This window comes from Paenarthrobacter sp. MSM-2-10-13, assembly GCF_011605365.1.
Classification (GTDB): domain Bacteria; phylum Actinomycetota; class Actinomycetes; order Actinomycetales; family Micrococcaceae; genus Arthrobacter.
This window is the reverse complement of sequence record NZ_JAAOXO010000012.1, coordinates 127,776-154,293: the sequence shown is the minus strand read 5'-3', so window position 1 is coordinate 154,293 and position 26,518 is coordinate 127,776. Positions and strand designations below refer to the sequence as shown.

The window sequence follows — 26,518 nt, the reverse complement described above, 5'->3', positions numbered from 1 at the left end:
GAACGATCCGAGGACAACACCAGCTGCACAGCTTCCTCACGGAAAGCCGCATCATATTTTCTTCTAGGACCAGTCATTCTGAAGTCGATCTCCCATCAACCTGTCTCAGAAAACCATACGGCCGCAAACCGGAACGCTCTCCCACTTGCCTCAAGCAAGTGAGAGAGCGTTCCGGTTTAAGGGCTGTTTTGTGAGAGAGGGACGCCTGTAGCTGGGCGGGATGGCAGAGCGAGCTAGAAGAGTGCAACCTTCGGCGCCCGCGGGAAGATCTCGTCCAACTCCGCGCGATCCTCCTGGTCAGGTACCCAGCGCACGGCCTCGGCGTTTTCGCGGATCTGCTCCGGACGGGTGGCGCCTGCGATCACGCTGCTGACCCCGGGCTGGGCAGCCAACCAGGAGAAGGCCAACTGAAGCTCGCTGATATCCCGTTCCTTGGCAAACTGGCCGAAGCGGCCCAACTGCTCCCAATCGGCGTCGTGCACCAGGTTGGTGCGCGTGTGGCTCAACCGGGAACCTTCAGGGGCCTTGCCCGCTGAGTATTTTCCGGTGAGAAGCCCGTTAGCCAAAGGGAAGTAAGGAAGGACGCCCAAGGAGAAAGCTCCTGCCGCCGGGAGCACTTCGAGTTCGGCACGGCGGTCCAGGAGGTTGTAGTGGTTCTGAGTGGAAATGAAACGGACGCCACCTGACTGCCGCCCCACATATTCGGCTTCAGCGATCTGCCATCCGGCAAAATTGGAATGGCCGATGTACCGCACCTTGCCGCTGGACACCAGGTCATCCAAGGCGCCCAGCGTCTCTTCAATGGGCGTCCGCGGGTCCGGGGTGTGGAACTGGTAGAGATCGATCCAGTCTGTGTCCAAGCGTCGCAGGGAAGCTTCCACGGCTTTGACGATGTAACGGCGCGAGCCTCGGGCATCGAAGTCGTTGCCGTTGACTCCGCCCATGTCCATGCCGAACTTGGTGCCGATGACCACGTCATCACGGCGCCCCTTCAGCGCCTTGCCCAGCATGACTTCGCTCAGCCCCGGCTCCCGACCGTAAACATCGGCGACGTCAAAGAAAGTGACCCCGGCATCGAGTGCGGCGTGGACAACAGCGTCCGTGCCTTCCTGGGACTCGGTGGGGGTATTGGCGCGGCCCAGGTTGTTGCAGCCCAGCCCTACAGCTGAGACAGTGAGTCCGGAATGGCCAAGGCGTCGGTATTCAGTCATGAATTCAGCCTAATACGCGTCCCGGCGCTGATTGTCACCCAAGGCAACAAACTCCCCAGCAGTACAGTTAGCCGGTTCCGTAGGAGATCCCTGATTCCTCCATGGCATCCTCAAGCTGCGCTACAGCCACCGGCCCCATCCCGTGGAGCTTGGACAGCCCGGCCTGGCCGAACTCGGCCAACTGCTCCAACGTCTCTATCCCCTCATGCGCTAGCGCCCGTCTGGCCGGAGCGGCCAGCCCTTTGGGCAGGGGCGTATGTCCGGGCCAGTTGCTCTTGGACGCCATGGGGATACCTCCTGGTGCGTTGGGGTGCTACTTAGAGAGTAAAGCCCACACCCTGCTTGGGCGAGTGCTTCACACGGAATGCCGTGGGGTCACTGTGGGGAGCTGCCGCAACCGTGAGCTTGGTGAAGTCCAGGTCCTCACCACGGACGCAGATTTTGATGGCGTTCACGGCCTTGTTGACGTCCGGGCAGAGGCAGAAGATGTTCAGGTGGCCATTGCCGATTTCCGAACGGTCCACAACTCCCAGCCCGCGCCACGCCAATTCACCGGTGAGGGCGGCTTTGGCCTTCCGCTCAAGATGCCGGTCACGTTCGGTGCCTTCCTTGGACTTCAAGGCGATCTGCGCGACCACCCAAAACTGTTCGGACTCGGGAATCTCGGCGTAGCCGTCTTCCTCGCATTGCGCAGCAAAAGCAGCCATCAAGCCATCCACTGCAGATTCGTCGTCAACGTCCGCTTCGTCGGTCTTGCTTTGGTGGCCCACCACACCGTGGTTGACCACGAACTGCTGGTCTTCGTCGTCATACCAGGCTTCCCGGAAGTGAAGTACTCCGTCGTCGTCGCGCTTATACGCGCGGATAATGCCGCTCATGCTCGTCCTTTCCTGAACCACTCGGCGCTGGTGCTGGTGGCTCCGTTGACGTCGAAAGGCGCTTTCATGGTGTCCACTGCCTCAAAGAGCGCTGCGCATTCTGTGAGCATTGAGTCCACCGTCTGTTGCGGATAGCCCATGGCCATCCGATGATGCTCAAATTCGTCCTCATCGTCTACGAACACCCCATGCTTAGTGGAACGGATCACGTCCAGATCCATATCAATCATGTGAAATTCCCAAACGCCCGGCTTGATGGGATTCCAGTCATGATCGGTGGCCAGGTCAACATAGATCCTGAAGTCCCCCGGATAACTGTCGTCGTAGAAGGTTGCCACAAACTCGCCTGCCCGCGGGACCAGCAACAAGGCGTCCGATGCCGTGTAGAAAGCTGCTCCCGGGCGGGCACAGAACTCCCCTGCCCCCTGAAATATCCACCAACCGTGGATGTCTTCACCAAGGTAACGTCCAGGCACCACCCAGTGGGCCTTGCCGTCCCATTTCCTGTTCCTCGACACCACGAGGTCACCGGGCTGCACTGCGCCCGGCGCGCGCTCGTCCGTCACAGCGTTGGCAGGCTGCCGGTGGTGGGGTGCTCCTGGCCCGGGAGAGGCCTGGCGAAGGGGACCTTCGTCCCCAAAACCTGGGCTACGACGTCGTGCGTTATCTTCTGAGCCGTCAGGCCAACGCGCTCCAGGACCTGGCTGCGGGAGCCGTGCACCAGGAACTCCACCGGCAGGCCCACTTCGTTCAGCGCGGTGTCCACGCCAGCGGCGCGCATTTCCTGTCGGATACGGGACCCCACGCCACCTGCGCGGACGCCGTCTTCTATGCAGATCACCAGGCGGTGACGGGCAGCAAGGGCAATGATGGATTTACGGACGGGAAGGACCCACCGCGGATCCACCACCGTGGAACTGATGCCTTGGGCGCCCAGTCGGGAAGCAACATCCAGAGCGAGTTCGGACATAGCGCCGACGCTGACAATCAGGACATCGTTCTCGGTGGAGCCTTCCGGACGCCGTGCGAGGATGTCCACGCCGTCGTGAAGCCTGTCTATCGCTTCAATTTCGGAACCAACGCTGCCCTTCGAGAATCGGACCACTGTGGGGGCATCGTTGATGGCGACTGCTTCACGCAGTTCTTCGCGGAGCCTGGTGGCGTCACGGGGAGCCGCCAAATGGAGACCGGGCACGATCTGAACCATCGCCATGTCCCACATGCCGTGGTGGCTGGGGCCATCCGGGCCGGTCACGCCGGCACGGTCCAGGACGATGGTCACACCGGCTTTATGCAGTGCAACATCCATCAGGAGTTGGTCAAAGGCGCGATTCAGGAACGTGGCGTAAACCGCCACCACGGGGTGAAGCCCACCGAAGGCCATACCAGCGGCGGACGTCAGCGCGTGCTGCTCGGCAATACCGACATCGATCACCCGTTCGGGGTGGCGCTCAGCAAACTTGTGCAATCCCACGGGGATCAGCATGGCGCCGGTAATACCGACGATATCCGGGCGCTCATCCGCGATATCCGCGATCTCTTCAGCGAAAACGGAGGTCCAGGACCTTGCTCCCGGCATTTCAGTGGGCTCACCCGTTTCGGGGTCAATGATGCCTACCGCGTGGAACTGGTCTGCTTCATTGGCCAAAGCCGGCGCATAGCCGTGGCCCTTCTCCGTCATGGCATGCACAATGACGGGTCCACCGTAGGCCTTTGCGGTGTTGAGCGCATGTTCCATGGCTTGGAGGTTGTGTCCGTCAACCGGGCCGATGTACTTCATGCCAAGGTCCTCGAACATACCCTGCGGGGCCCACCAGTCCTTGATGCCCTTCTTCATGGCATGCAGGCTCTTATAAGTAAACTGACCCGCCGGGCCGCCGTCCTGGAGCTTCTTCTTCCACCAGTCCAGCATGCGCTCGTAAGCCGGCGTGGTGCGCAGGGAATCAATGGTGGGACGCAGCGAGGCAAGGTAATCGGCAAAACCGCCAACAGTGGGGGCATACGAGCGTCCGTTGTCATTGACCACGATCACCACGCGGCGCCGTTTGTCGGCGGCAATGTTGTTGATGGCTTCCCACGCCATGCCACCGGTCAGCGCGCCATCGCCAACGACGGCGACGACGAACCGGTCGCCTTCACCGGTCAGCTGGCGGGCACGCGAGATGCCGTCAGCCCAGGACAGTGAGGAAGATGCGTGTGAACTTTCCACGATGTCGTGCTCGGACTCGACACGGTCAGGGTAGCCGGATAGCCCTCCCTGCTGGCGGAGCGTGGTGAAGTCCTGACGTCCTGTGAGCAGCTTGTGCACATAGGACTGGTGCCCCGTATCGAAGACGATGCTGTCCCGCGGTGACTCAAAGTTCCGGTGCACGGCGAGGGTGAGCTCTACGACGCCCAGATTGGGCCCGAGGTGTCCACCCGTCGCGGCTACGTTGGTGATCAGGAACGCCCTGATTTCGCCGGCCAGTTCTTCCAGCTCGGTGCCGGATAATGTGGCCAGGTCCCGTGGATCCTTGACGGTTTCCAAAAGTCCCAACGGCCCTCCTTAGGGTGAATGACGTGCTTGTTAACTCTAGCGCGTGCCCGGGCAAGCATGGTGCGCCTCGGCCTCAAGCCTTGGCATTGTTCTCCCGATCCGGTCCCCTGACTGATGCCCGGGACGCCAACAGCCCCGGCTGGTCGGGCGACCAGCCGGGGCTGTCCGGCTACTGAATCAGCTGGGAACCAGCCGCTTCCTTATGCCGAGATCTGGCGCAGAACGTACTGCAGGATGCCGCCGTTGCGGTAGTAGTCCGCTTCACCCGGGGTATCGATGCGCAGAACGGCGTCGAAGGACTTGGCGGTACCGTCTTCAGCCGTGGCCGTGACCTTGAGCGTCTTCGGCGTGGTGCCGTTGTTGAGCTCGGTGACGCCTTCCACCGCGAAGGTTTCGGTGCCCGTCAGGCCCAGCGTTGCTGCCGACTCGCCGGCCGGGTACTGCAACGGAAGGACTCCCATGCCGATGAGGTTGGAGCGGTGGATGCGCTCGTAGCTCTCAGCGACGACGGCCTTGACGCCCAGAAGCGCCGTACCCTTGGCTGCCCAGTCACGGGACGAGCCGGAGCCGTATTCCTTGCCGGCCAGGACAACCAGGGGCGTTCCTGCTGCCTGGTAGTTCTGTGCTGCGTCGTAGACGTAAGCCTGGGGCGCACCTTCCTGGCTGAAGTCGCGGGTGAAGCCACCCTCAACGTTGTCCAGGAGCTGGTTCTTGATGCGGATGTTGGCAAATGTACCGCGAATCATGACTTCGTGGTTGCCACGGCGTGAGCCGTAGGAGTTGAAGTCCTTGCGCTCCACACCGTTGGCCAGAAGGTACTGGCCCGCAGGAGTGTCCGACTTGAAGGAACCGGCCGGGGAGATGTGGTCCGTGGTGACGGAATCGCCAAGCTTCAGGAGCACGCGGGCGCCCGAAATGTCCTTGACGGGATCCGGCTGGGCCTTCATGCCTTCGAAGTATGGGGGCTTCCGCACGTAAGTGGAGTCCTCGGCCCAAGCGAAGGTGTCGCCTGCGGGGGTGTCCAGTGCCTTCCAGCGGTCGTCGCCGTCAAAGACGCCCTCGTAACCCTTGGCGAACATTGCCTCGTCAATGGAGGAGTCAATGACTTCCTGCACCTCGGTGGGGTTCGGCCAGATGTCCTTGAGGAAGACCTCGTTGCCCTCGGAGTCCGTGCCAAGGGCATCGGTTTCGAAGTCGAAGTCCATGCTTCCTGCCAGGGCGTAAGCGATGACCAGCGGCGGCGAAGCCAGGTAGTTCATCTTCACGTCCGGGTTGATGCGGCCTTCGAAGTTGCGGTTGCCGGAGAGGACGGCAGTGACGGAGAGGTCGTTGGCCTGGATTGCCTCGGAGATTTCCGGCTCAAGCGGGCCGGAGTTACCGATGCAGGTGGCGCAGCCATAGCCCACAATGTAGAAGCCGAGTTTCTCCAGGTAGGGAGTCAGGCCGGACTTCTCGTAGTAGTCAGTGACAACCTTTGAGCCCGGTGCCACAGAGGTCTTGACCCACGGCTTGGAGGTCAGGCCCTTGTCCACGGCGTTGCGTGCAAGGAGGGCCGCAGCCAGCATGACGGACGGGTTGGACGTGTTGGTGCAGGACGTGATCGAAGCGATCGACACTGCGCCGTGGTCCAGCTCGAACTCGCGGCCATCGGCGGTCTTGACCTTGACCGGCGACGACGGGCGGCCGTGGGCACCGTTGGCGGCAGAGTAAACGCGGTCCGTTTCCGTGGTGTGCGAATCGGCGTGCGTGAAGGACGGTGCATCCGAAGCCGGGAACGATTCGTCCAGGGACTCGTCAACGCTGCCGTCTTCAATGGCGACGTAGTTGTGGATGTCCTTGCGGAACTGCTCCTTGGCATCCGTGAGCTCAATGCGGTCCTGGGGACGCTTGGGGCCGGAGATGGAAGGAACAACGGTGGACAGGTCCAGCTCCAGGAACTCGGAGAAGCGCAGTTCGCGGGAAGGATCGTGCCAGAGGCCCTGTTCCTTGCTGTAGGCCTCAACCAAGGCAACATTTGCTTCGGAGCGGCCGGTCAGGCGCAGGTAGTCCAGGGTGACGTCGTCGATCGGGAACATCGCAGCCGTGGAACCGAACTCGGGGCTCATGTTGCCGATGGTGGCGCGGTTGGCCAGCGGCACGGCGGCAACGCCTTCGCCGTAGAACTCAACGAACTTGCCAACAACACCGTGCTTGCGCAGCATTTCGGTGATGGTCAGCACGACGTCGGTAGCGGTGGCGCCGGCGGGGATGCTGCCCTTGAGCTTGAAGCCCACAACGCGGGGAATCAGCATGGAGACGGGCTGGCCGAGCATTGCAGCCTCGGCTTCGATGCCGCCAACGCCCCAACCCAGGATGCCCAGGCCGTTGACCATGGTGGTGTGCGAGTCGGTGCCAACACAGGTGTCGGGGTAGGCGCGGACAACGCCGTCTACCTCGCGGGTCATGACCGTGCGTGCCAGGTATTCGATGTTGACCTGGTGGACGATGCCGGTTCCCGGGGGGACAACCTTGAAGTCGTCGAACGCGGTCTGGCCCCAGCGAAGGAACTGGTAGCGCTCACCGTTGCGCTGGTATTCGATCTCCATGTTGCGCTCCAGTGCGCCGGAGTTACCGAAGGCATCGATCTGGACGGAGTGGTCGATCACCATTTCTGCAGGCGCCAACGGGTTGACGCGCTTGGGGTCACCGCCGAGCTCCTTGACGGCTTCACGCATGGTAGCCAGGTCCACGACGCAGGGAACGCCGGTGAAGTCCTGCATGATGACGCGGGCGGGGGTGAACTGGATTTCCGTGTCGGGCTCCGCATTGGGATCCCAACCGGCCAGCGCGCGGACATGGTCAGCCGTTATATTGGCGCCATCCTCAGTCCGCAGGAGGTTTTCAAGCAATACCTTAAGGCTGAACGGAAGGCTGTCTGCGCCCTCTACGGAGTTCAACCGGAAAATTTCATAGTCGGTGCCGGCTACATTCAGTACGCCTTTGGAACCGAAGCTGTCCACAGTGCTCATGGCAGGACTCCTCTCGCAACAGTTTCATCTTTGTCGCGTGGTTGGCCGCTAGCCAGTTAGGCGCACCTTACTTAGCCGGGCGGCATCTCTCTTGGTCACCCCGGTCAGCGGCGTTGATTTCCGTTGACCGGGGCTACTACTGCCATCGTAATGGCATACTTCGGTGTTGCGTCACTGATCAGGTGCCTCCGGGGAAACAGGCAGTTTCACCAATGGCACCACGGAACGCGGACTGCGCCGCAGTTACGGTCCGGGGACGATCAATCCCACCGTTTCCAGGTGATGGGTGTTCGGGTAAAGGTCGAAGGCCCGCAGCGACTCAAGCCGCCAGCCGCCTTGATGGAAGTAACCCAGATCACGCGCAAAGGATGCGGGATCGCATGACACATAGGCGATTGCGCGGGGTCCGGTGGCCATCAATTGCTTGACCACGGCCTTGCCCGCCCCTGCACGCGGTGGATCCAGCACCAGGGAGTCGAAGCTGCGGGCGCGTTGGTGCAGCACCTTCTCCACACGCCCCTGCACGATTTCCACCTGGGATTGACCATGCAGGTTTTTTCGGGCGTCACGGCTGGTGCCCGGCGCGCCTTCAACGGACAGTACCGAACCGGTCACTCCGACGGCGTCCGCCAAAGGTGCCGTAAACAGGCCGGCGCCGGCGTAGAGGTCGGCCACCGTCGCACCGGGCTGTAAGTACCCACCGCGGGAAAGATAGCCCGCTACAGCGTCCACCAGCGTGTCCGGGGCGTCCTTGTGGATCTGCCAGAAACCCTCACCGGTTACACGGTACTCATGGCCTGCTGCGGTTTCCTGCACCCAGGTCCTCCCCCGAAGCTGCAGGACTTCGCCCTTGCCGGGATCGAAACTGGCAACCGAGACATCGTGCGGCAGCTGCGAAAGGATGCTGTGCAATCTCTTGGGGCTGGTGGACTCTTCCGGGGCCAGCAGGATCAGGGGCCGCGAACCGTTGGCGGGCACGGCAACTTCCACACGGGCGATGCCGGACAGGTCAAGGTCCCACAGCTTCAGCTCATTGACGCCCGCAAGCGCCAACGGCATCTCCTTGATGGGAAGCACCACATCTGAACGGTGAGCGTGCATGCCCAACCGGCCTTTGGGAGTCACCGCGAAGCTGGCCCGCGTACGCCAGCCGAGTCCGCCGTCGTGATTTTCTCCCACGGCTTCCACCTCGGTGGCGAGGTCCAGGCCGGCAAGGCGCTTGAGCTGCTCCGCCAGCACTTCGGCTTTCAGTGCACGCTGGCGCTGCAAGGAAATGTGTCCAAGCTCCGCGCCGCCCACCGGCGGTGTCCCGCGGCTCCAGGAACTCAGCGAATCCGCCTGCTTCCAGAAGTGCGGAACGCGGTCGGGTGAGGCTTCAAGGACCTCGACGACGTCGGCACGCCAGAAGCGCGACGAGTCACCGGAGTCGGTCAACCGGATCCGGACTTTCTCTCCCGGGATGCCGTGCCGGACGAAGATGACGCGGCCTTCGTGCCGGGCGACGAAGTGCCCTCCATGGGCGATGGGGCCGATGTCCACCACCAGTTCAGCACCGGGCGTGGCCTGGTCCGCGGAATGGTGGCCACCGGTGTGATGGTGTTGGGGGGAATTGCTGTGGGAGGTCATTTAGGTATCCTGCAGTGCCTTTGCTTCTTCGGACGATTTCAACTGCCACGGGACGCTGGCAACCATGACTCCAGGTTCAAAGTGGAGCCTCGTCTTGATTCTGAGTGCTGTTTGGTTATGGACGAGTTGCTCCCACCATTTGCCCACCACATATTCGGGGATGTACACCACGATCAGGTCCCGCGGTGAGTCCCGGCGCATGTTCTTGATGTAGTCCATGATGGGCGTCACGGTTTCACGGTAGGGACTGGCCAGGACGGTCAGGGGAACCGGAATTTCCAGCTTCTCCCAATCGCGGACGGTCTGGGCCGTTTCTTCGGCGCTGATGTCCACGGTCACGGCGTCCAGGCGCGAAGGCCTCGACGCCCGCGCATAGGCCAGTGCGCGAAGGACCGGCTTGCGGACATGTGAGACCAGGAGAACAGCGTGGACCCTGGTGGGCAATGCACGGGGCGAGGAGTCCTCATCCACCGCCAACTCCCTGGCCACGTTGTCATAGTGCGCGCGGATGCTCCACATAATGAGGAAGAGGACGAACATGGCGAGCAAGGCTATCCAGGCGCCTTGCTCGAACTTGGTGATGAGGACAATGACAAGGACCAGGGCCGTCATCCCGAAGCCCAGCATATTGATGGTCCGGGACTTGATGATGCGACGCCGGACAGCTTTGTCCCGCGCGAGTTTCAGTTCACGGCCCCAGTGCCTGATCATTCCCAGTTGACTTGCGGTGAAGGAGATGAAGACGCCCACAATGTAGAGCTGGATCAGCTTGGTGACATCGGCGTTGAAGGCGAGAATCAGGACCAGAGCCCCCGCTGCCAGCGCAAGGACACCATTACTGAAGGCAAGCCTGTCGCCTCGAGTACGCAGCTGCCTGGGCAGGTAGCCGTCCTGGGCCAGAATCGAACCCAGCACGGGGAAGCCGTTGAACGCCGTGTTGGAAGCAAACACCAGGATGACGCCGGTGGCAGCAACTACTACGTAGAAGAGGATGGAGCCGGAGCCGAAAATGGTGTCGGCTATCTGGCTGATGGCCGGAGTCTGGATGTAGCCCTCAGGCAGCGGCTTGCCGTCCACCAGGAACTCGCGGGCCGGGTCAAGGACAATGTGCACCTTGGTGGCGTTGGCCAAGTAGAGGATGCCTGCCAGCATGGAAGCGGCTATGACGCCCAGCAGGAGCAGGGTTGTTGCCGCATTCTTGCTCTTGGGCTTCTGGAAATTGGGCACCCCGTTGCTGATGGCTTCAACACCTGTCAGTGCAGCGGCTCCCGAGGAGAAGGCACGCAGAAGCAGGAAGGCTCCGGCCAGCCCCACCAGGCCCTCATCAAATCCAGGCTCGGGAACAATGGTGAAATTGGCCGAAGGCGCCTCCCCCAACGTGCCGGTGGCGGCCTGGAAGATGCCCACAGCGGTCATCCCAAGAATGGATGCCATGAAGATGTACGTCGGTACTGCGAACAGCGTCCCGGCCTCCTTGACACCGCGGAGGTTGACCAGCGCGAGGATGATCACGCCTACAGTGGCTATCAGCGCCTGCTGGCCATGCAGCGCCGGGATGGCCGTGGTGAGGTACGTCGCCGCCGAGGACATGGACACGGCAACCGTGAGCACGTAGTCCACCAGCAAGGCAGAAGCCACGGTCAATCCGGCATACTTGCCGAGGTTGACGTTGGCAATCTCATAGTCGCCGCCCCCGGAGGGATAGGCGTGGACGTTCTGACGATAGGAAGCCACAACTGTGAGCAACACCACCATGACCGCAAGGCCAACCAGCGGAGAGAAAGCCACGGCACTGACGCCGGCAAGGGCGAGCGTCAGCAGGATTTCGTCCGGGGCGTAAGCCACTGAGGACAGGGCATCCGAGGCGAAGATCGGCAAAGCGATGCGTTTGGGCAACAACGTGTGGGACAGGCGGTCATTCCTGACCGGCCGGCCCACCAACACCCGCTTGGCGGCATTCAGAATTGTCAGCACTCCGCAAAGCTACTCTGAATCCCCAGGGATGTCATGACGGTTGTCACCGGCATACCCGCGCTGCACCGGTAAAGTCATACCGAGCGGGACGGACTACACACATAAGGAGACACGGTGGCTCACTTCGTGATCATGGGCTGCGGCCGTGTTGGCGCAACCTTGGCACACACTTTGGAGGATGCCGGTCACTCCGTGGCCATCATCGACCAGGACGAGCGGGCCTTCCGCCGATTGCGCAACACTTTCACGGGGCGCAAGGTCACCGGTGTCGGCTTCGACCGTGACACCCTCAAGCAGGCCGGCGTCGAAGAGGCCTACGCCTTCGCCGCTGTCTCCAGCGGCGACAATTCAAACATCCTGGCCACGCGCGTTGCCCGTGAGACCTTCCATGTCTCCCATGTGGTGGCACGGATCTACGACCCCGGCCGCGCCGAAATCTACCAGCGGCTCGGTATCCCCACAGTGGCAGCCGTGCGCTGGAGTGCCGACCAGGTTCTCCGGCGGATACTTCCGGAGCAGCACCTGGCCGGCGACTACCGCGAACCTTCGGGCCGCTTGGTGCTGGCCGAAGTGGATCTGCACGAGGCATGGATCGGACACAGCATGGATTCCATCGAGTCCGCGGCCGGAATCCGCATCGCTTTCCTCACCAGGTTCGGCGAGGGCCTGTTGCCCCAGGCCGGGACCGCATATCAGGAAGGTGATACCGTCCACGCGATGGTGAGCCTTGACAGAACATCCGAGATCAGCCGAATTCTCGCCAAAGCACCCGCCAAGGAGTCTTAGTGAAAGTTGTCATTGTTGGCGCGGGCAGCGTCGGCTCGTCCATTGCACGTGAGCTCCTGGCTCACAAGCACCAGATTCTCCTGATTGATTTGAAGCCTGAAGTGATTGGGCGCAGCGGGCTGCGAGGGGCACGCTGGCTGGTGGGCGATGCCTGCGAACTCAGCACCCTGCAGGACGCGAAACTTGAGGATGCGGACGTGGTGGTTTCTGCCACCGGCGACGACAAAGTGAATCTGGTGGTGTCCTTGCTCGCCAAGACCGAGTTCGGAGTAGGCCGCACCGTGGGGCGCGTGAACAATCCCAAGAACGACTGGATGTTCAATGACTCCTGGGGGGTGGACGTTGCCGTCAACACACCGCAGCTTATGACAGCGTTGGTGGAAGAAGCGGTGGAAATCGGCGACATCGTGCGCCTGTTGACCCTCCAGACGGGCGTGGCCTCGATCGTGGAATTCACCGTTCCTCACGACTCCCACGTCATTGGCAGCACAGTGGGGGGCATTGAGTGGCCCGAAGACGCCACCCTGGTTGCCATCCTGCGTGATCAAGCACCCATTACGCCCACGCGTGATGATGTTCTGGACGGCGGTGACGAGCTCTTTTTCGTCACCACCATCGCAGCTGAGGACGGCTTGCGGGCTCTGTTGTCACCAGCGTCCGATGACGCCAAGGAACCCCGCGAGGGAACGTCAGAACCGGCAGATCAGTCCGCTGAGGACGACGGCTTCGACGGCTGAGGTGCCGGCTTGGTAACCAACCAGGCCACCCAAAGGCCCAGGATGTACAGCGGGGCGCCCATCAGAAGCCTGGTGGTAGCCAACGCTGTCAGTCCGGCTTCGCCCATGAAGTACAAGGGAACCTGAACCACCAAGCGCAGGGTCAGCACCGCAACCACAATCCACGTGCCCAAGGAGTAGGCCCGGAGCCGCTCCGGATCCTTGCGCCACTCCAGTCCTTCATTGCGCACGAAGCCGAAGAGAAGTCCGGCTACCGGCCACTTGAAGACGATGGACAGCACCATGGCCGCGATGTAAGCGATGTTGGTGAAGAAGCCGAGCACGTAGAAGTCCTCGGCCTTGCCTGTGGTGTTCGCCAGCCAGGCAGAAATGCCCACCCCCACCACTCCCGCCAATGCCTGCGTTAACGGACGGCGCTGGATCAAACGAACCACTGTGAAGACGGCGGCTGCAGCCAACGCTGCGATGAGGGCCGGAGTGAGGTCGCGCGTGACGGTAAAAGCCACAAGGAACACCAAACCCGGAAGGATGCTTTCGGCAATGCCCTGCACGCCGCCGGCGGACTTGAGCATATCCACGTGGCCGGCGCTGTTACGGTGGAGTCCGGCCTTCTGGGCATACCCTGCAGCGAGGTCGGACACAGTGGGCCCTTCCGCACCGGACTGTGGGGCGTCCGCCTGCGGTTCATCGTTTACGTGGGACGAAACGTTCTCGCCGGGCGTCTGACGCCCTGCGTCCTTCGGTTCGGAACCGTTGGCCACGGTCATAGGTGCTCCTGACGGGAAAGTATTTCGTAGCGGGGATTGAACATGGCCGGAAGGCCATCAACCTGAGTGACCATGCCCTTCAAGCGGAGTTCCACGCCGGCTTCAATGCCTGGAACCCGGGTCCTGCCCAGCCAAATCACACGGAGGCGCTCATAGGGCTTCCGGACTCCGCCGGCTCCCATGTTCGGCACACCTCCGCCGGGCCGCACGGAATCAACCACCACGGCAGAGAAGAATGGCTGCTCGCTGGGCGGCTGGTGCGTGACGGACTCAATGAAGCCCGTGCACACTGCGCGGCCCCGGACAGGGAGATCACGTACTCCCTGCCCTTCGGGACCTTGGCCGGCAACCCCATAGCGGCCCGATGCATCAGCCAATCTGGGTGATCTCCGGCCCTCGCTCCGGTTGCCGCATGGCGGGGTCCGCGGGGGGAACCGCACCTTGGGGGGCGCCGGCCTGGCCCGGCACTGCAGCATCCTTGGGCAGGCGCAGCTGCAGCAGTTCGCGCGGTGGCATCGGGTTATCACCGCGGACCACAACAACCTTACGGAAGAGCTCTTCCAGTCCTGCTGCGGCATCACGTTCGAGGGCGGCCTGTCCGCCCAAGACACCGCGCAGGAACCATCGCGGCCCATCCACACCCATGAAACGGGCTGCCCGGAAACCTCTGCTGCCGTCTGCCGCTTCAGCGGGAAGTTTGGCTACCAGCTCCGTGCCGAAACTTCCGGAAACTTCTTCGGTTTCCCCGCCTTGGCTCGCTACGGACTGGGTGATCTGTTCACGGATCTCATCCCAAAGTCCCTCGGAACGCGGCGCAGCAAAGGCCTGAAGCTGCAAGCTGGAACCGTTGAGGTCCATGGTCACCGCAACCACGCGTTGCGTGGCTTCCTCGACCTCAAGCCGCAGCTGGAGACCCTCGGCTGGTGCGATCAGCAGTGCACCGAGGTCCACGTAGCCATCGCGGTTCTCGATTTCGTCGATGTCCAAGGGACCCTTGCCGAGCCGGTAATCTCCGGGGGTGCCGGACCCGCCTGGCTCGGAAGTTGATGCCCCGGTACCGGACTCCTCGACGGTGCCGGCGGTTTCCGGCTTCTCGTCCTTGGACTTTTTGCCGCGCCCAAAAAGCATTGGGTTTTCTCCTTAGTAGTGGTCTATCCCCAAGTAAACCGCAACCACGTTAAACCTCACTAAACCGCTCCAATGCGTCAGGCGTGGGAGGCCGGTAAACAAGGTTCAGTAGTTTCTCAGGCCTTCGGTGCGTTGAAGCCGCCCGTGGACCCGAAGCCGCCGGTTCCCCGAACGGAATCCGATAGTTGGTCAACAGCAATGAACTGCGCGTATTCAACGCGCTGAATCACCATTTGTGCAATTCTATCGCCGCGTTTGAGGTCAATGGCAGTGTTTTGGTCGGTGTTCAGGAGCGTGACAGCGATTTCGCCACGGTAGCCGGCGTCCACAGTACCGGGGGCATTGACCACCGTCAGTCCGTGCTTGGTGGCCAGCCCGGAGCGGGGATGGATCAGGGCGACATATCCGTTCGGCAACGCAATGGAGACACCAGTTGGAACGAGTTTCCGCTCACCGGGGGCGAGATGCACATCTTCGCGGGCGCGGAGATCGGCACCCGCGTCTCCAGGGTGCGCATAAGAGGGAGCTTCCAAGCCGGCGTCGAGCATTTTCAACTGCACCTCCAAAGTGGGGGCGCCGTACGCTGCGGTGGTTTCGCTGCTGTCCGCAACTGCGGAAGCGGCGTCTGGTCTGAATACTGCGGTCTCATTGCTCACAGTGGTTCATTCTACCGGGACCCGGTTCACCCGAGTCGTTCAGCCCGGCGGGCCTGGCTGGCGGGGCCGGGCAGGCGGGGCAGGCTGTGGCCATCCATGAAGGAGGGCGGAGCCCGGTGCCGATGCCCGATAAGCTGGATCCATGCCTACGCCTGACCAGTCCTCCCCCGTTCCTGCCCGGAACACCCCTTCGGCCTCCGAGGTCCTGTATACCGAGAAGCTATGGCCGTCCGTCTGGATCTGGATTGTGGTTGTTGGATTGTCCGGCGCGGGCGTTCTGATGTTTGGGCCCATCAGCGCCGCCACGGGCATCATCGCCGCTTTGGTCCTGCTGGCGATCATGACCATCATGTTGGTGCTTTCCACGCCCACCATCACGGTCACTGCCGACACCGTACGGGTTGGGCGGGCGAGCATAGACCGCGCATTCGTAGGTTCTGTCCAGGCGTTCAGAAAAGAGGACGCCACTGCTGAACGTGGCCCGCGCCTGAACGGACTGGCTTATATGTGCTTCCGCGGCTGGATCGACGCCGTGGTCAAGATTGAGATCACCGACCCCGCAGACCGCACTCCTTACTGGCTGGCGTCCTCGCGTCGTCCGGATGAACTCGTTGCAGCATTGACCGCTTCCCGGAGCTAGCTCTCACACTCCTTGCAGTATTGGTGCCCGCCCCTTTCCGCGGCGATCTGGGACTTGTGCTTGACCAGGAAACAGTTGAAGCACGTAAATTCGTCAGGCTGCGGCGGCATGACCTGAATGAGGAGTTCTTCACCGGAGAGATCCGCCCCCGGCAACTCAAAGCCATCGGCGAGGTCGGTCTCGTCCACATCCACCGCCGAGGACTGCTTCCCCGACTGACGGGTCTTGAGTTCTTCCAGGGAATCCTCGCTGACATCTTCCTCGGTTTTTCGAGGGGCATCATAGTCCGTGGCCATGGTCCTTTTTGTCCTCCATACCTGTTCCGGGTGGAATACCGGATCGCAGGAACTCCCTGCCACCGGATTAAGGGTTCAAACGCCGGAAGCCCCGGATTTGTGCCCGATCTCGGCCAGATTGTCCTCCCCCTGGCCCTCAATGTCCATAGGCCCTCTTTCTTGGGTGCCCGTTGGCCAACAGCCCTCCGGACGTAACCTGTTTTCTGCGGAATATCACGGCACGCCCTTTGTCCTAGTAGGAAAAGACCCCCGCGGGTGGCAGAGTTTCGAATGTCAGTTATGCCATGTGGTGGAGGGTGTTATGCAGGATCTACGACTGGTAGGCGTCCACGACGACGGCGGGCATCTGCTCTTGAGCGGGCCCGGTGGTGCGATGTTCCAGCTTCCGATCGACGAAGCCTTAAGGGCCGCGGCGAGCCGCACCCCTGCCCAGGTGGCCGCACGCGCGTCCAATACAGCTATTGCCATGTCGCCCCGCGACATCCAGGCCAGGATCCGCAGCGGTGCCACGGCTACCGAGGTGGCCGAGCTTTCCGGCCTCCCCCTTGCCAACGTCCAACGCTACGAGGGCCCTGTGCTTGCCGAGCGTGAGTACGTGGTGCGCCAGGCCCGCAATATCGAAGTCGCCTCCCCTGCTCCCGGACATGACATCTACCGCTCGGCGTTTGGCGACACCCCGGCCACTCTGGGCGACATGGTTGACTACAGGCTCTCGGCGCACGGTATTGATTCCTCTACGGTGGACTGGGATTCATGGCGACGTCCGGACGGCACCTGGACGGTGGTCGCACGCTTCGAAACTGTTCCCGGCGCTCACGGAAGCATCGGCGAGGAACCGCCGGCCATGTGGACCTTCAGCCCCCAACGCAAATCGCTGCAGAACGCCAACCGTTGGGCCCAGCAGCTCAGCGAACTTGAGCCCATGGACGGTCCGGTCCCCGCCCGGCGGCTTGCTGCCGTCTCGGACAGGCCGTTCGACTTCGAGACCGACGCCGAAACTGCGGCGCGTGCGTCCGCGAAGGAATCAGACAGCCTTTTGGAAATGCTCCGTTCACGGCGCGGCCAACGCCTGGGCGTGGACGAAGACGGCGACGACGCCTTGGCCGTACTGCTGAGCAACGTTCCCGCAGCCCACCCCCGGCCCGGTGAAGAAGTGGACCAGGCAGCCGCGGATACCAGCCTCGCAGACGCTGAGCCCCTGGCCACCGGCGTGGAAGAGCCCACCCGTAAAGACGGCCGCCCTTCGATGTTGTCCCGGCTCAGCCTTGCTCCGCGGCACGTCGAGTCCCACGACGACGATGACTCCCTCAAGCTCCACAATGGGGTCAGCACCGACACCCGTGAAATAACGGTGGTAGCCAGTCCGCTGCGGCCGGTGACGCCGCTGACGGGGCGGAAGCCCGCAGGGCTGGACGAACTTCTGGGTGGCGGCGGCACCCCGCAACCACACGCGGAAGACCAGTCCGCCGGCGCACCCTCTGCCCGGGACCTCCATCAGGACGTGGCGCCGCCGGAGGAACAGATAGATGCGGAAGCGCGCAAGGACGTTGATGCACCTGCCGAACGGCAGCCGTCCCGCCCCAAGCGTTCCAGCATCCCGAGCTGGGACGAGATCGTCTTCGGGGCCCGCGGCGACTAGCTCCAGGAGCTGGTGGACACGCCGGTTGGTAGGAACCTTGCCAGGCTGTTTCCTGGCCGGTCGAATCGCTTAGCTCTGCCGAAGGGCCCCTGCGCCGGGCCAGAGGCAGGCATCAATGTCGAACGGCAGTGTCTGGTCCGCCCCGGCCATCACATTGGCGCCATGGGCCGTGACACGCCGCATGTAGTGGCGACGGCACAAAGTCTCGTACCCCACCACCTGTGCGGGCAGCGTCTCCATCGGTAGTGCCTCCTGGACGTGCACCCTCTCCGTATGCGCAGCGTCGCCACTGTTTTGCGGCGCGACGTCGCCCACCATCACCTGGTCACCCTCCACCACCATAATGCCGTCCACGGTGCGGGCGTTTTGCGTTGCACGGCGGCCGCACCAGCACAAAGCTTCAACCTGGAGTACCTGGACTTTGTCGGCCAGTTCAATGAGCCGCTGAGAGCCTGGGAACAAGCGGGTGCGGAAGTCTGAGGTGATGCCGAAAGCGAAGACATCCACGTCCATCTCATCTACAACCCTTGCCAGTTGCTCCACTTGGAGCGGCGAGTAGAACTGGGCCTCGTCACAGATGAGGTAGTCCACGCGGAGCCCGGTGGTTCGCCGGGCTACCACTTCGTCCCAGAAGTCGGTGCCGTCCACAACTTCCACGGCATCGGTTTGAAGGCCAAGCCTGCTGGAGATTGTTGAATCACCGGCGCGGTCGTTACAGCTGAACCGCACGCCTCCGCGTCCCCGCGCCCGGTGGTTGTGGTCCATTTGGAGGGCAAGCGTGGACTTGCCGCAGTCCATGGTGCCCGAGAAGAAGACCAGCTCAGCCACGTTTGCCCTTTCTACCTGCAGCTGTGAAGCACAGCAACGGTACTTCGCGTTCGGCTTTGGTCAGGGATCCGTGTTGCCCCACCACTTCCATCGAGGACGGGCGTGCCCTTCGCGTGTCGTAAAGGGCCAAGGTGTCCCGCGCCGCGATCATGACGTCGCCAATCCGGGGAGCGACCTCGGGCCGTACCGGGCCGAACAACCCTGCATTAACGGCCTGCTCCCGTGTAAAGGCCCAGATCCTTTCACCAAAGCGCGAACGCCAGGCCGCAATCAGGGATTCCCGATGGGCCGGGGTGGTGTCCGGTTCAAGGTAGAGATGCACCATGCGGGGTTCCCCGGCAGTATGGCGGACTCCGGCCACCAGGGCTTCGTCAGCGGAGTAGTCGATCCTCTGGGATTCAGGGACGTCCAGCATGCCGTGGTCACCGGTTACCAGGATGGTGGTGCCGGCTGGCAGGGTTGCTGAGAGCCTCTTGACGGTGGAGTCGAGTTCTTCGAGTTGGTGCTCCCAGCGGTCCGACTGGCAGCCGTAGCGGTGACCCGCCTTGTCCAGCTCGTTGGCGTAGAAGTACATCAGGGAACGGCCACCGCCGGACATTGCCTCGGCGGCCGCGGCGGTCCGGGCATGGAGCGTGGTGCCACCAACAAAGCGGCTGCCGCGGAGTGCTGCCTGGGTCATCGGGGAATTTCCGAACTGCGGCAGGCTGACGGTTACGACGTCCAGTTCTCCGGCCAGCCGTTCGAAGACCGTCGTGTGAGGCTGCCACTGTGCAGGATCCACGTTGGCATCCCAATTACCCAAGAGGTTGACTACTTTGTCCTGGGCGGGATCGAGGACGTCGTACCCCACCATGCCGTGCTGCCCTGCCGGTAAGCCGGTGCCGAGGCTCGCCAAGGACGCCGCCGTAGTGCTGGGGAAGGCGGCGTCGATCCACGTGGGGATGTTGCCTTGTCCCGCAGCCATAACCGTGCGAAGGAAAGGCGTGTGTGAGGACTTCTGCTTCAAGAGGTTGCGGCCGAGGCCATCGGCAAGGACCACGCAAACACGCTGCGCTGATGGCAGCTGTAAGTGGTTGGTAAATCCGGACACGCCCAGGGATGCGGCAGAGCTGGTGAGGACTTCTGCAATGGATTTGCTGCCGAAAAGCGGGGGCGATGGGAGGTCAACGGCCGGAGCGCCGATCATGGAGGTATTTACCGGGTTCTGTGCGGTTTCCTTCAACGCTGGTGTCCGCGGCTGAGGCGGTTGCTGAAGACGCCCGAGCGCGGCCTTGGTGCCGGGATGCCGGCATGTTGGGCCGGTGACGGGTTGCCCGTATTGACCGCACGCAGTGCACGGGCAAAGATCTTGGCGTCCTGAACTGCCTGGAGCCCGTCTGCCTCTGCGCTGATCCGCAGGACGATGTCTTCCTGGGCGATGGTTCCGCTGTAACCGTGATCGGCTTCGCACTGGGGATCCCCGCAACTTGCCGGCCCCATGTCCAGGCGTTGGCCGCCCGACCAGGCAATGGACAACGTCATTTCACGGACAGGATCAGAGGGCTTGTAGTCCTGGGGTTGGGCATACATGTAGCTGAGGACCACTGAGCGGATCTGTGCCACCGGCACCGACTCCGTGGAAACCTGGGCAACGATCTGCTCTCCGGCTTCATCCAGCTGCTGGTCGTCCACGTGGGTAATCACCAGCATGTCTTCGGTGAGAACCAGCACAGTGATGTGCCTACGGACCTCGGCCCGATCAAAATGGGTCTCCAGGTGGACCAAGTGGGAGAGGCACTCCCGGCCGTCCAGGGCGTCATCAACGACGTCGGCCACCAACCGCGGGTAGAAAGCTGCCTGCTGCAGCGCCTGGTCCAGGCTCTGTCCCTGCGAGCTGTGATGGTGGGCGGTGTGGGGCCCGGCATTGGACGGGCGGGATTGAGGCGTCGGAGACTGGGTGCTCATTCCCCCATTTTCACAGATCGCTTGGTGAGTACCTAACTGTGCGGCGCGCTCCTGTGGCTAACTCCGCATCGCGCGGCGGGCACTGTCAGTGCGCTGCGCTGCGTTGCCGATCCACACATCCGCCCCCAGGATGGTGGCCCCGGTGGGACCCGCCAGGACTGGGTTGAACTCCACCAGAGCGATCCCGGGGTGGTCGTCCTTGAGCTTGGCAAGCCGGGCCGCGATGTCCTCCAGTGCTGCCACATCAACGGCAGGGAGTCCTTGGTACCCAAAGAGCTTCCTGGACGCCCGGGGTGAACGGATGACGTCATGGAGGTCGGCAGCGGCCAGCGGCGGCACCCGATGCGCCCAGTCATCGAGCAGGTTGACGGCATCGCCGGCCAGCCCAAAGGACAATACCGGCCCCAGGAGGGGGTCTTCCATGGCTCGGAAGGTGCAGGCCTGCCCAACCGGCGCCATTGCCTGGACTTCGAGCGACGGCGATCCATAAGGCTCCAAGGCGCGGCGCATTTGGGCGACGTTCTGCCGCAGGGATTCGGCGTCCTGAATATCCAGTCGCACCCCGCCGAGATCCAGTCGGTGCCTCAGCGCGGGGTCGGTGGTTTTGAGGACCACCGGCCAACCCACGGTTTCCGCGGCCTGCACGGCCTCATCAGCGGTTCCAAATCCGAGCGTCGGCACCACATGGATTCCGTAGCCTGACAGCAGCACCGCGGCAGCACCGGCGTCGAGCTTCCTGATCTTCTCGCCGGTAACACCGGCCAACATCGAGGTCAGCATGTCCTTGGTGCCGTCGACGTTGCAGTCCTCGGGCTCCACAAAGAGCCCTTGGTCCCGGTCGCGCCACTGCGCGTACCGCACGATCGCCGCAAGGGCGGCCACGGCGGCACCGGCATTGGAGTAGCACGGCAGCACGGGGGTACCTGCAGCGCCCACCATGCCCTCAACCTGCACGGAGGGATCCAGAATCCCGGTGAACGCCGCAACGACGGGTTTGCCGGCCTCGGCAGCACACTCGGCAAAAACGCCGGCAAGCGACTCCACGGTCAGCCCGCGCGCCGGGAGAAGTGCGGCCACCACAGCATGCACGGACTCGTCCGCGAGGCTTTCCTTGAGGCTGGCCCTCAATGCCGGAAGTGCCACAGACATTCCGGCATCGAGGTCGATGTCCGTCACCTGCTTGATCACCTCCAGCCCGTACGGCACGGCGGTATCGGCAACCACTTTGGCCAGCGCCACGGAATTGGAGTAGACGGCTACACCCGGTCCCTTAGGCAGCGCCTGCGAGGACGCTATTTGGGCGATATCCATGAGTTGTTCGATCGTCTCAACACGGATCACGCCAGCCTGGCGCATCATCGCGTCCACTGCCGCTGCCGGCGCCTGGGTGGTGCGGACCTCGTGCCCGGGAGGCAGGCTCAGGCCCGTGACGTCGGACTTGGCGACGATCACGGGTTTACTGCGCGACAACCTTCGGGCCAGTCGGGAGAACTTGCGGGGATTGCCGATGGACTCAAGATAGAGGCCAACGGCGGAAGTATCGGCGTCGTCTTCCCAATACTGCATGGCATCGTTGCCGGATACATCCGCGCGGTTTCCAGCCGACATGAACGAGGACAATCCGAGCCGGCGGCGGCTGGCAGCCGCGTAAACCGCCACACCCACGGCAGCGGACTGGCTGAACAAGCCCAGGCTGCCCCTGGGCGGCATGGTGGGGGCCATGGAAGCGTTCAGGGACACCGCCGGGTGCGTATTGAGGATGCCGAGGGACTCGGGCCCAATGACGCGCATCCCGTTTGCCCTGGCCCGCCGTACCAACTCATGTTGACGTGCGAGTCCCCGCTCGCCGTCGTCGGCAAATCCGGCCGTGGCCACCACGATCCCCTTGACGCCGGCGGCGGCGCAGTCGTCCACCACCTTGGGTACTTCTTCGTAAGGAACAGCGATGATGGCCAGCTGCACCGGTCCCGGGATCTCGGACAACTTCCCGAAGGAGACCATTCCGGCGAGTTCGAACGCTTCCGGGTTGACGGCGTAGACCGGCCCCTTGAAGCCGCCTTCAATGATGTGTTCCAGAAGTTGGTAGCCCACGGTCCCCCACTTGCGGCTGGCACCGATGACGGCCACCGACGACGGCGACAAGAGGTCGCGCACGCTGCGCGCCTCCGCGCGGTGTTCGCGTGACTCCATGACGGCCCGCGATTTCTCCGTGGGATCGATATTGAATTCAACACTCACCACGCCGTCGTCGAATTGGCGTTTGACGTCATAGCCGGCGTCGGCGAAGACCATCAGCATCTTCCGGTTGTCCGGCAGGACTTCCGCCGTGAAGCGGCGAATGCCGTTTTCCCGGGCAGCAACGGCCAGGTGTTCCAGGAGGATGGAACCGATCCCGCGCCCTTGATGGGCGTCGGAAATGTTGAAGGCCACCTCGGCCTCTGTTGGATCGTCAAGACGGTCGTAGCGGCCGATCCCCATGATTTCGCCGCCGATGGTAATGACGAACGCGACGCGGTTGATGTGGTCCACTTCCGTGAAACGCCGGACTTCCTTACCGGAGAGCTTGGGTTTGAATGAGAAAAACCGCATATAGATGGATGCCTGCGACTGGCCGGCATGGAACGCCTGCAAAGCGTCCGCATCTTCAGGTCGTATTGGGCGAAGGTGGGCTGTCCCGCCGTCGCGCAGCACGACATCAGCTTCCCAATATTCCGGATAAATGCCGACGCCGGGCTGATCCACCATAGGCTTAGCCTAGCTAAAACATCCGCAGTACAACTTTCGAGGATTTACCGACCCCATGGCCCGCAGCCAAAAATCAGCACGCACAGCCGAACCCCTCGGCGATTTCACCGAGAACATCGTGGACATCGACGTCACGTCAGAGATGGAAGGCTCCTTCCTGGAGTACGCCTACTCGGTGATTTATTCGCGTGCTCTCCCGGACGCCCGCGACGGTCTGAAGCCTGTTCAACGGCGCATCCTGTACATGATGTCCGACATGGGCCTCCGCCCGGATCGCGGACACGTCAAGAGCGCGCGCGTGGTGGGCGAAGTCATGGGCAAGCTCCACCCGCACGGCGACACCGCGATCTATGACGCCATGGTGCGCATGGCGCAGGATTTTTCCCTCCGCCTTCCGCTGATTGATGGCCACGGCAACTTCGGATCGCTCGACGACGGTCCGGCAGCACCGCGTTATACAGAGGCACGGTTGGCGGCAGCCGCCCTGACCATGACAGACCACTTGGACGAAGACGTAGTGGACTTCGTCCCCAACTACGACAACCAGCTGACGCAGCCCGATGTCCTCCCTGCCGCTTTCCCCAACCTGCTGGTTAACGGCACCACTGGCATCGCAGTGGGCATGGCGACGAACATGCCTCCACACAACCTTGTTGAGGTAATTGCCGCTGCACGCCACCTGATCGCCAGCCCCGACGCCACGTTGGATGACATCATGAGGTTCATCCCGGGGCCCGACCTTCCCACCGGTGGCCGGATCGTGGGCTTGGATGGAATCCGCGACGCCTACGCCACAGGTCGCGGATCCTTCAAGACCCGCGCCAAGGTGGAAGTGGAGCAGCTTTCGGCCCGACGCACCGGGCTGGTAGTGACCGAACTGCCCTACATGGTGGGTCCGGAGAAGGTGATCGAGAAGATCAAGGACGCCGTCAACGCCAAGAAGCTCACGGGCATCAGCGATGTGGTTGACCTCACGGACCGTAATCATGGCCTACGCCTGGTCATCGAACTGAAGAACGGCTTCAATCCCAACGCCGTACTGCAGCAGCTGTACCGCTACTCGCCCATGGAAGATTCCTTCGGCATCAACAATGTCACCCTGGTGGACGGCCAGCCGCAGACGCTGGGCCTGCTGCAGTTGCTGCAGGTGTACGTCGAACACCGCCTCAATGTGGTGCGCCGCCGTACCTCCTTCCGCCTTGGCAAGAAGAAGGATCGTCTCCACCTGGTGGAGGGCTTGCTGATCGCAATCGTGGACATCGACGAGGTCATCCAGATCATTCGTTCCTCCGACGAAGCCTCAGCAGCGCGTGAACGCCTCATGTCCATCTACGACCTCACCGAGATCCAGGCCAATTACATCCTGGAACTGCGCCTGCGGCAGTTGACCAAATACTCACGTCTTGAACTGGAGAAGGAGCAGGACGAACTCCGCAGCGAGATCGAGGCATTGGAAGCCATCCTTGCCTCTGATGAGTTGCTCCGCGATCTCGTCTCCGGCGAGTTGGCCGTGATAGCGGACAAGTACGGCACACCCCGGCGCACTGTGCTCCTGGAGTCGGAAGCAGTCTCACCCACCGTTGCCGCAGCATTGGCAGCATCAGCACCCGGCCCCAAGGGCAAAGCCGCAGCCCTGCCCCTGGAAATCCCCGACGACCCCTGCTGGGCCTTACTCAGTGCCTCGGGCCAAATCGCCAGGACTTCCAACCAGGAACCGCTGGCCGAAGCGGGCCCCCGGACCAAGCATGATGTGTTCCGCTCGGTGGTGAAGACCAGCGCCCGGGGCGAAATCGGTGCAGTCACATCGCAGGGGCGCATGCTACGGCTCCAGGTGATGGACATGCCCGCGTTGCCGCCGGTCTCAGGCCTGCCCAACCTGGCCGGCGGCGTTCCGGCCAAGGACTTCATCACGTTGCTTAAGGGCGAAACCCTGGTGGCGTTCGTGCCTCTGGACGCCGTCCTGGCCATTGGCACGGTTCAGGGCGTCGTGAAGCGTGTTCAGCCGGATTATCCCCTGAACCGTGAAGACTGGGAGATCATCGCCCTGAAGGACAAAGACTCGGTCCTGGCGGTGGAACCGGCGCAGGAAGAGAACGTCGATCTGGTGTTCGTGACACGGCAGGGACAGTTGCTTCGATTCAGTGCATCGAACGTTCGCCCGCAGGGACGCACAGCCGGTGGCATGGCCGGCATCAAGCTGGCTGCCGGCGACGAAGTGATCCACTTCGGTACCGTTCGCGCGAACGATCCTGCCGCCGTCGTGGTGACTATTGCCGGAACCACTGGCGCCCTTCCCGGCACGGCCCCCGGAACCGCGAAGGTAACCGCTTTTGAGGAGTATCCCGCGAAAGGCCGGGCCACCGGCGGCGTCCGGGTCCACCGCTTCCTCAAGGGCGAAGACACCCTGCTTCTGGCCTGGGCCGGGCACGGTCCGGCCAAGGCTTCATCCGCCGCAGGCGTGGCCCGGGCACTCCCCCACGAGCATGGTCGCAGGGATGGATCCGGCGTCCCGCTGTCCCAGCCCGTGGAAGCAATCGGCCCGAGCATGGCATGGGCTGACGCAGCAGAATAACCGGAGGGACTCTCCGCCAGGCGCAACAAAACTGCCAGGCGCAACAAATCTGCCAGGCACATCAAAGGCCGGGGGTCATGAAACCCCCGGCCTTTGCGATGCCGTGGCGTTAGGGCCACCGCGTGGGCTAGCCGCTTTGGTTAAGGCTCAGTATGTTTCCCTCGCTGTCCAGGAACCAGGCCGCGGCGCTACCGTCGGGCATGGTGGCCACTCCGTCCTCGGTCTTTAAACCGGGGAAGTCGTAGTCTTCAAACACAACTCCCTTGCCCCGGAGCTCCTGCACGGCGGCTTTTAGGTCACTGACCATCCAGCCGATCTGGGTGTTCTTGGCAGTCCCTGCATTCGGTGTCTGATAGATGAAGAATCCCGTTCCGTCGCCGCATTTGTACTGAAGGTTGTCCTCATCATCCGGATTTTCGGGTTCCAGACCGAGTTTTTCGCTGTAATACGCGCGTGCCCGGGCTATGTCGTGTGCCGGTAGGACGGCACCAACCTGCTGATCCTTGAGCATTGCTTTCTCTTTCCGGCTCTCCCCCCGGAACGAACT

Annotated in this window: 23 protein-coding genes; 5 read left to right on the top strand and 18 right to left on the bottom strand. The window is 62.6% G+C overall.

Annotated elements, in window-relative coordinates; translation table 11 throughout:
* Nucleotides 1-233: 233 nt before the first annotated feature.
* The 8 genes from HAV21_RS19210 to HAV21_RS19175 form a co-directional block, all read right to left on the bottom strand.
* Nucleotides 234-1,211, bottom strand: a complete 978-nt coding sequence (locus tag HAV21_RS19210) for an aldo/keto reductase (protein WP_166842782.1) — start codon at nucleotides 1,209-1,211, stop codon at nucleotides 234-236.
* 67 nt (nucleotides 1,212-1,278) lie between these two features.
* Nucleotides 1,279-1,497, bottom strand: a complete 219-nt coding sequence (locus HAV21_RS19205; RefSeq protein WP_166842781.1) for a hypothetical protein — start codon at nucleotides 1,495-1,497, stop codon at nucleotides 1,279-1,281.
* A 31-nt stretch (nucleotides 1,498-1,528) separates the two neighbouring features.
* The gene (locus HAV21_RS19200; protein ID WP_166842780.1) at nucleotides 1,529-2,089 is read right to left on the bottom strand and encodes a hypothetical protein; all 561 of its coding nucleotides are present in this window, start codon (nucleotides 2,087-2,089) and stop codon (nucleotides 1,529-1,531) included.
* Nucleotides 2,086-2,655 (bottom strand): YgaC family protein, encoded by a 570-nt coding sequence (locus HAV21_RS19195; RefSeq protein ID WP_166842779.1) that lies wholly within the window; start codon nucleotides 2,653-2,655, stop codon nucleotides 2,086-2,088. The genes HAV21_RS19200 and HAV21_RS19195 overlap by 4 nt, the downstream gene beginning before the upstream one ends.
* Entirely contained in the window at nucleotides 2,652-4,625 is a 1,974-nt protein-coding gene (gene dxs, locus HAV21_RS19190; protein ID WP_166842778.1) for a 1-deoxy-D-xylulose-5-phosphate synthase, read from the bottom strand. The genes HAV21_RS19195 and dxs overlap by 4 nt, the downstream gene beginning before the upstream one ends.
* A gap of 200 nt (nucleotides 4,626-4,825) precedes the next feature.
* Nucleotides 4,826-7,633 carry an aconitate hydratase AcnA gene (gene acnA / locus HAV21_RS19185; RefSeq protein ID WP_142939465.1) on the bottom strand — a complete coding sequence of 936 codons (2,808 nt, stop codon included), beginning with the start codon at nucleotides 7,631-7,633 and terminating at the stop codon, nucleotides 4,826-4,828.
* Between the two features lie 243 nt (nucleotides 7,634-7,876).
* Nucleotides 7,877-9,259: a class I SAM-dependent RNA methyltransferase gene (locus HAV21_RS19180; protein ID WP_166842777.1), complete on the bottom strand. Its 1,383-nt coding sequence runs from the start codon at nucleotides 9,257-9,259 to the stop codon at nucleotides 7,877-7,879.
* Nucleotides 9,260-11,233 (bottom strand): APC family permease, encoded by a 1,974-nt coding sequence (locus tag HAV21_RS19175; RefSeq protein WP_166842776.1) that lies wholly within the window; start codon nucleotides 11,231-11,233, stop codon nucleotides 9,260-9,262.
* A gap of 114 nt (nucleotides 11,234-11,347) precedes the next feature.
* Between HAV21_RS19175 and HAV21_RS19170 the strand changes: the two genes are divergently transcribed.
* Complete coding sequence (locus tag HAV21_RS19170) at nucleotides 11,348-12,019, top strand: TrkA family potassium uptake protein (RefSeq protein ID WP_142939468.1); 672 nt, start codon at nucleotides 11,348-11,350, stop codon at nucleotides 12,017-12,019.
* Entirely contained in the window at nucleotides 12,019-12,756 is a 738-nt protein-coding gene (locus HAV21_RS19165) for an NAD-binding protein (RefSeq protein ID WP_166842775.1), read from the top strand. Before HAV21_RS19170 ends, HAV21_RS19165 begins: the two co-directional genes overlap by 1 nt.
* Here HAV21_RS19165 and HAV21_RS19160 read toward each other — a convergent pair.
* The 4 genes from HAV21_RS19160 to dut all read right to left on the bottom strand — a co-directional run bounded on the left by HAV21_RS19160 (nucleotide 12,723) and on the right by dut (nucleotide 15,307).
* A complete protein-coding gene (locus HAV21_RS19160) occupies nucleotides 12,723-13,523 on the bottom strand; it encodes a DUF3159 domain-containing protein (protein ID WP_142939470.1) in 801 nt (266 codons plus the stop codon). The genes HAV21_RS19165 and HAV21_RS19160 overlap by 34 nt on opposite strands.
* The gene (locus HAV21_RS22065) at nucleotides 13,520-13,900 is read right to left on the bottom strand and encodes a hypothetical protein (protein WP_208097145.1); all 381 of its coding nucleotides are present in this window, start codon (nucleotides 13,898-13,900) and stop codon (nucleotides 13,520-13,522) included. Before HAV21_RS22065 ends, HAV21_RS19160 begins: the two co-directional genes overlap by 4 nt.
* Complete coding sequence (locus HAV21_RS19150; protein WP_166842774.1) at nucleotides 13,893-14,651, bottom strand: DUF3710 domain-containing protein; 759 nt, start codon at nucleotides 14,649-14,651, stop codon at nucleotides 13,893-13,895. The genes HAV21_RS22065 and HAV21_RS19150 overlap by 8 nt, the downstream gene beginning before the upstream one ends.
* A 116-nt stretch (nucleotides 14,652-14,767) precedes the next feature.
* Nucleotides 14,768-15,307, bottom strand: coding sequence for a dUTP diphosphatase (dut, locus tag HAV21_RS19145; RefSeq protein ID WP_166842773.1), 540 nt, complete (start codon nucleotides 15,305-15,307; stop codon nucleotides 14,768-14,770).
* Between the two features lie 142 nt (nucleotides 15,308-15,449).
* Between dut and HAV21_RS19140 the strand changes: the two genes are divergently transcribed.
* Nucleotides 15,450-15,947 (top strand): DUF3093 domain-containing protein, encoded by a 498-nt coding sequence (locus tag HAV21_RS19140; RefSeq protein WP_166842772.1) that lies wholly within the window; start codon nucleotides 15,450-15,452, stop codon nucleotides 15,945-15,947.
* Here the strand turns inward: HAV21_RS19140 and HAV21_RS19135 are convergent.
* On the bottom strand, nucleotides 15,944-16,243 hold the full coding sequence (locus tag HAV21_RS19135; protein ID WP_024820531.1) for a DUF4193 domain-containing protein: 300 nt from the start codon (nucleotides 16,241-16,243) through the stop codon (nucleotides 15,944-15,946). The two genes, HAV21_RS19140 and HAV21_RS19135, sit on opposite strands and share 4 nt — an antisense overlap.
* Nucleotides 16,244-16,544: 301 nt before the next feature.
* Between HAV21_RS19135 and sepH the strand changes: the two genes are divergently transcribed.
* Nucleotides 16,545-17,882: a septation protein SepH gene (sepH, locus tag HAV21_RS19130; RefSeq protein ID WP_166842771.1), complete on the top strand. Its 1,338-nt coding sequence runs from the start codon at nucleotides 16,545-16,547 to the stop codon at nucleotides 17,880-17,882.
* Between the two features lie 69 nt (nucleotides 17,883-17,951).
* On the opposite strand, the gene HAV21_RS19125 is transcribed toward sepH, so the two are convergent.
* The 4 genes from HAV21_RS19125 to HAV21_RS19110 are packed head-to-tail and all read right to left on the bottom strand — an operon-like array spanning nucleotide 17,952 to nucleotide 23,399.
* On the bottom strand, nucleotides 17,952-18,710 hold the full coding sequence (locus HAV21_RS19125; protein ID WP_166842770.1) for a thymidine kinase: 759 nt from the start codon (nucleotides 18,708-18,710) through the stop codon (nucleotides 17,952-17,954).
* Nucleotides 18,703-19,932 carry an alkaline phosphatase family protein gene (locus HAV21_RS19120; protein ID WP_166842769.1) on the bottom strand — a complete coding sequence of 410 codons (1,230 nt, stop codon included), beginning with the start codon at nucleotides 19,930-19,932 and terminating at the stop codon, nucleotides 18,703-18,705. Before HAV21_RS19120 ends, HAV21_RS19125 begins: the two co-directional genes overlap by 8 nt.
* The gene (locus HAV21_RS19115; RefSeq protein WP_142939478.1) at nucleotides 19,929-20,654 is read right to left on the bottom strand and encodes a DUF5998 family protein; all 726 of its coding nucleotides are present in this window, start codon (nucleotides 20,652-20,654) and stop codon (nucleotides 19,929-19,931) included. The genes HAV21_RS19120 and HAV21_RS19115 overlap by 4 nt, the downstream gene beginning before the upstream one ends.
* 57 nt (nucleotides 20,655-20,711) lie before the next feature.
* Complete coding sequence (locus HAV21_RS19110; RefSeq protein ID WP_166842768.1) at nucleotides 20,712-23,399, bottom strand: bifunctional GNAT family N-acetyltransferase/acetate--CoA ligase family protein; 2,688 nt, start codon at nucleotides 23,397-23,399, stop codon at nucleotides 20,712-20,714.
* 55 nt (nucleotides 23,400-23,454) lie between these two features.
* Between HAV21_RS19110 and HAV21_RS19105 the strand changes: the two genes are divergently transcribed.
* Entirely contained in the window at nucleotides 23,455-25,971 is a 2,517-nt protein-coding gene (locus HAV21_RS19105) for a DNA topoisomerase IV subunit A (protein WP_166842767.1), read from the top strand.
* 127 nt (nucleotides 25,972-26,098) lie between these two features.
* Here HAV21_RS19105 and HAV21_RS19100 read toward each other — a convergent pair whose 3' ends face one another.
* Complete coding sequence (locus tag HAV21_RS19100; RefSeq protein WP_142939481.1) at nucleotides 26,099-26,482, bottom strand: VOC family protein; 384 nt, start codon at nucleotides 26,480-26,482, stop codon at nucleotides 26,099-26,101.
* Nucleotides 26,483-26,518: the final 36 nt, after the last annotated feature.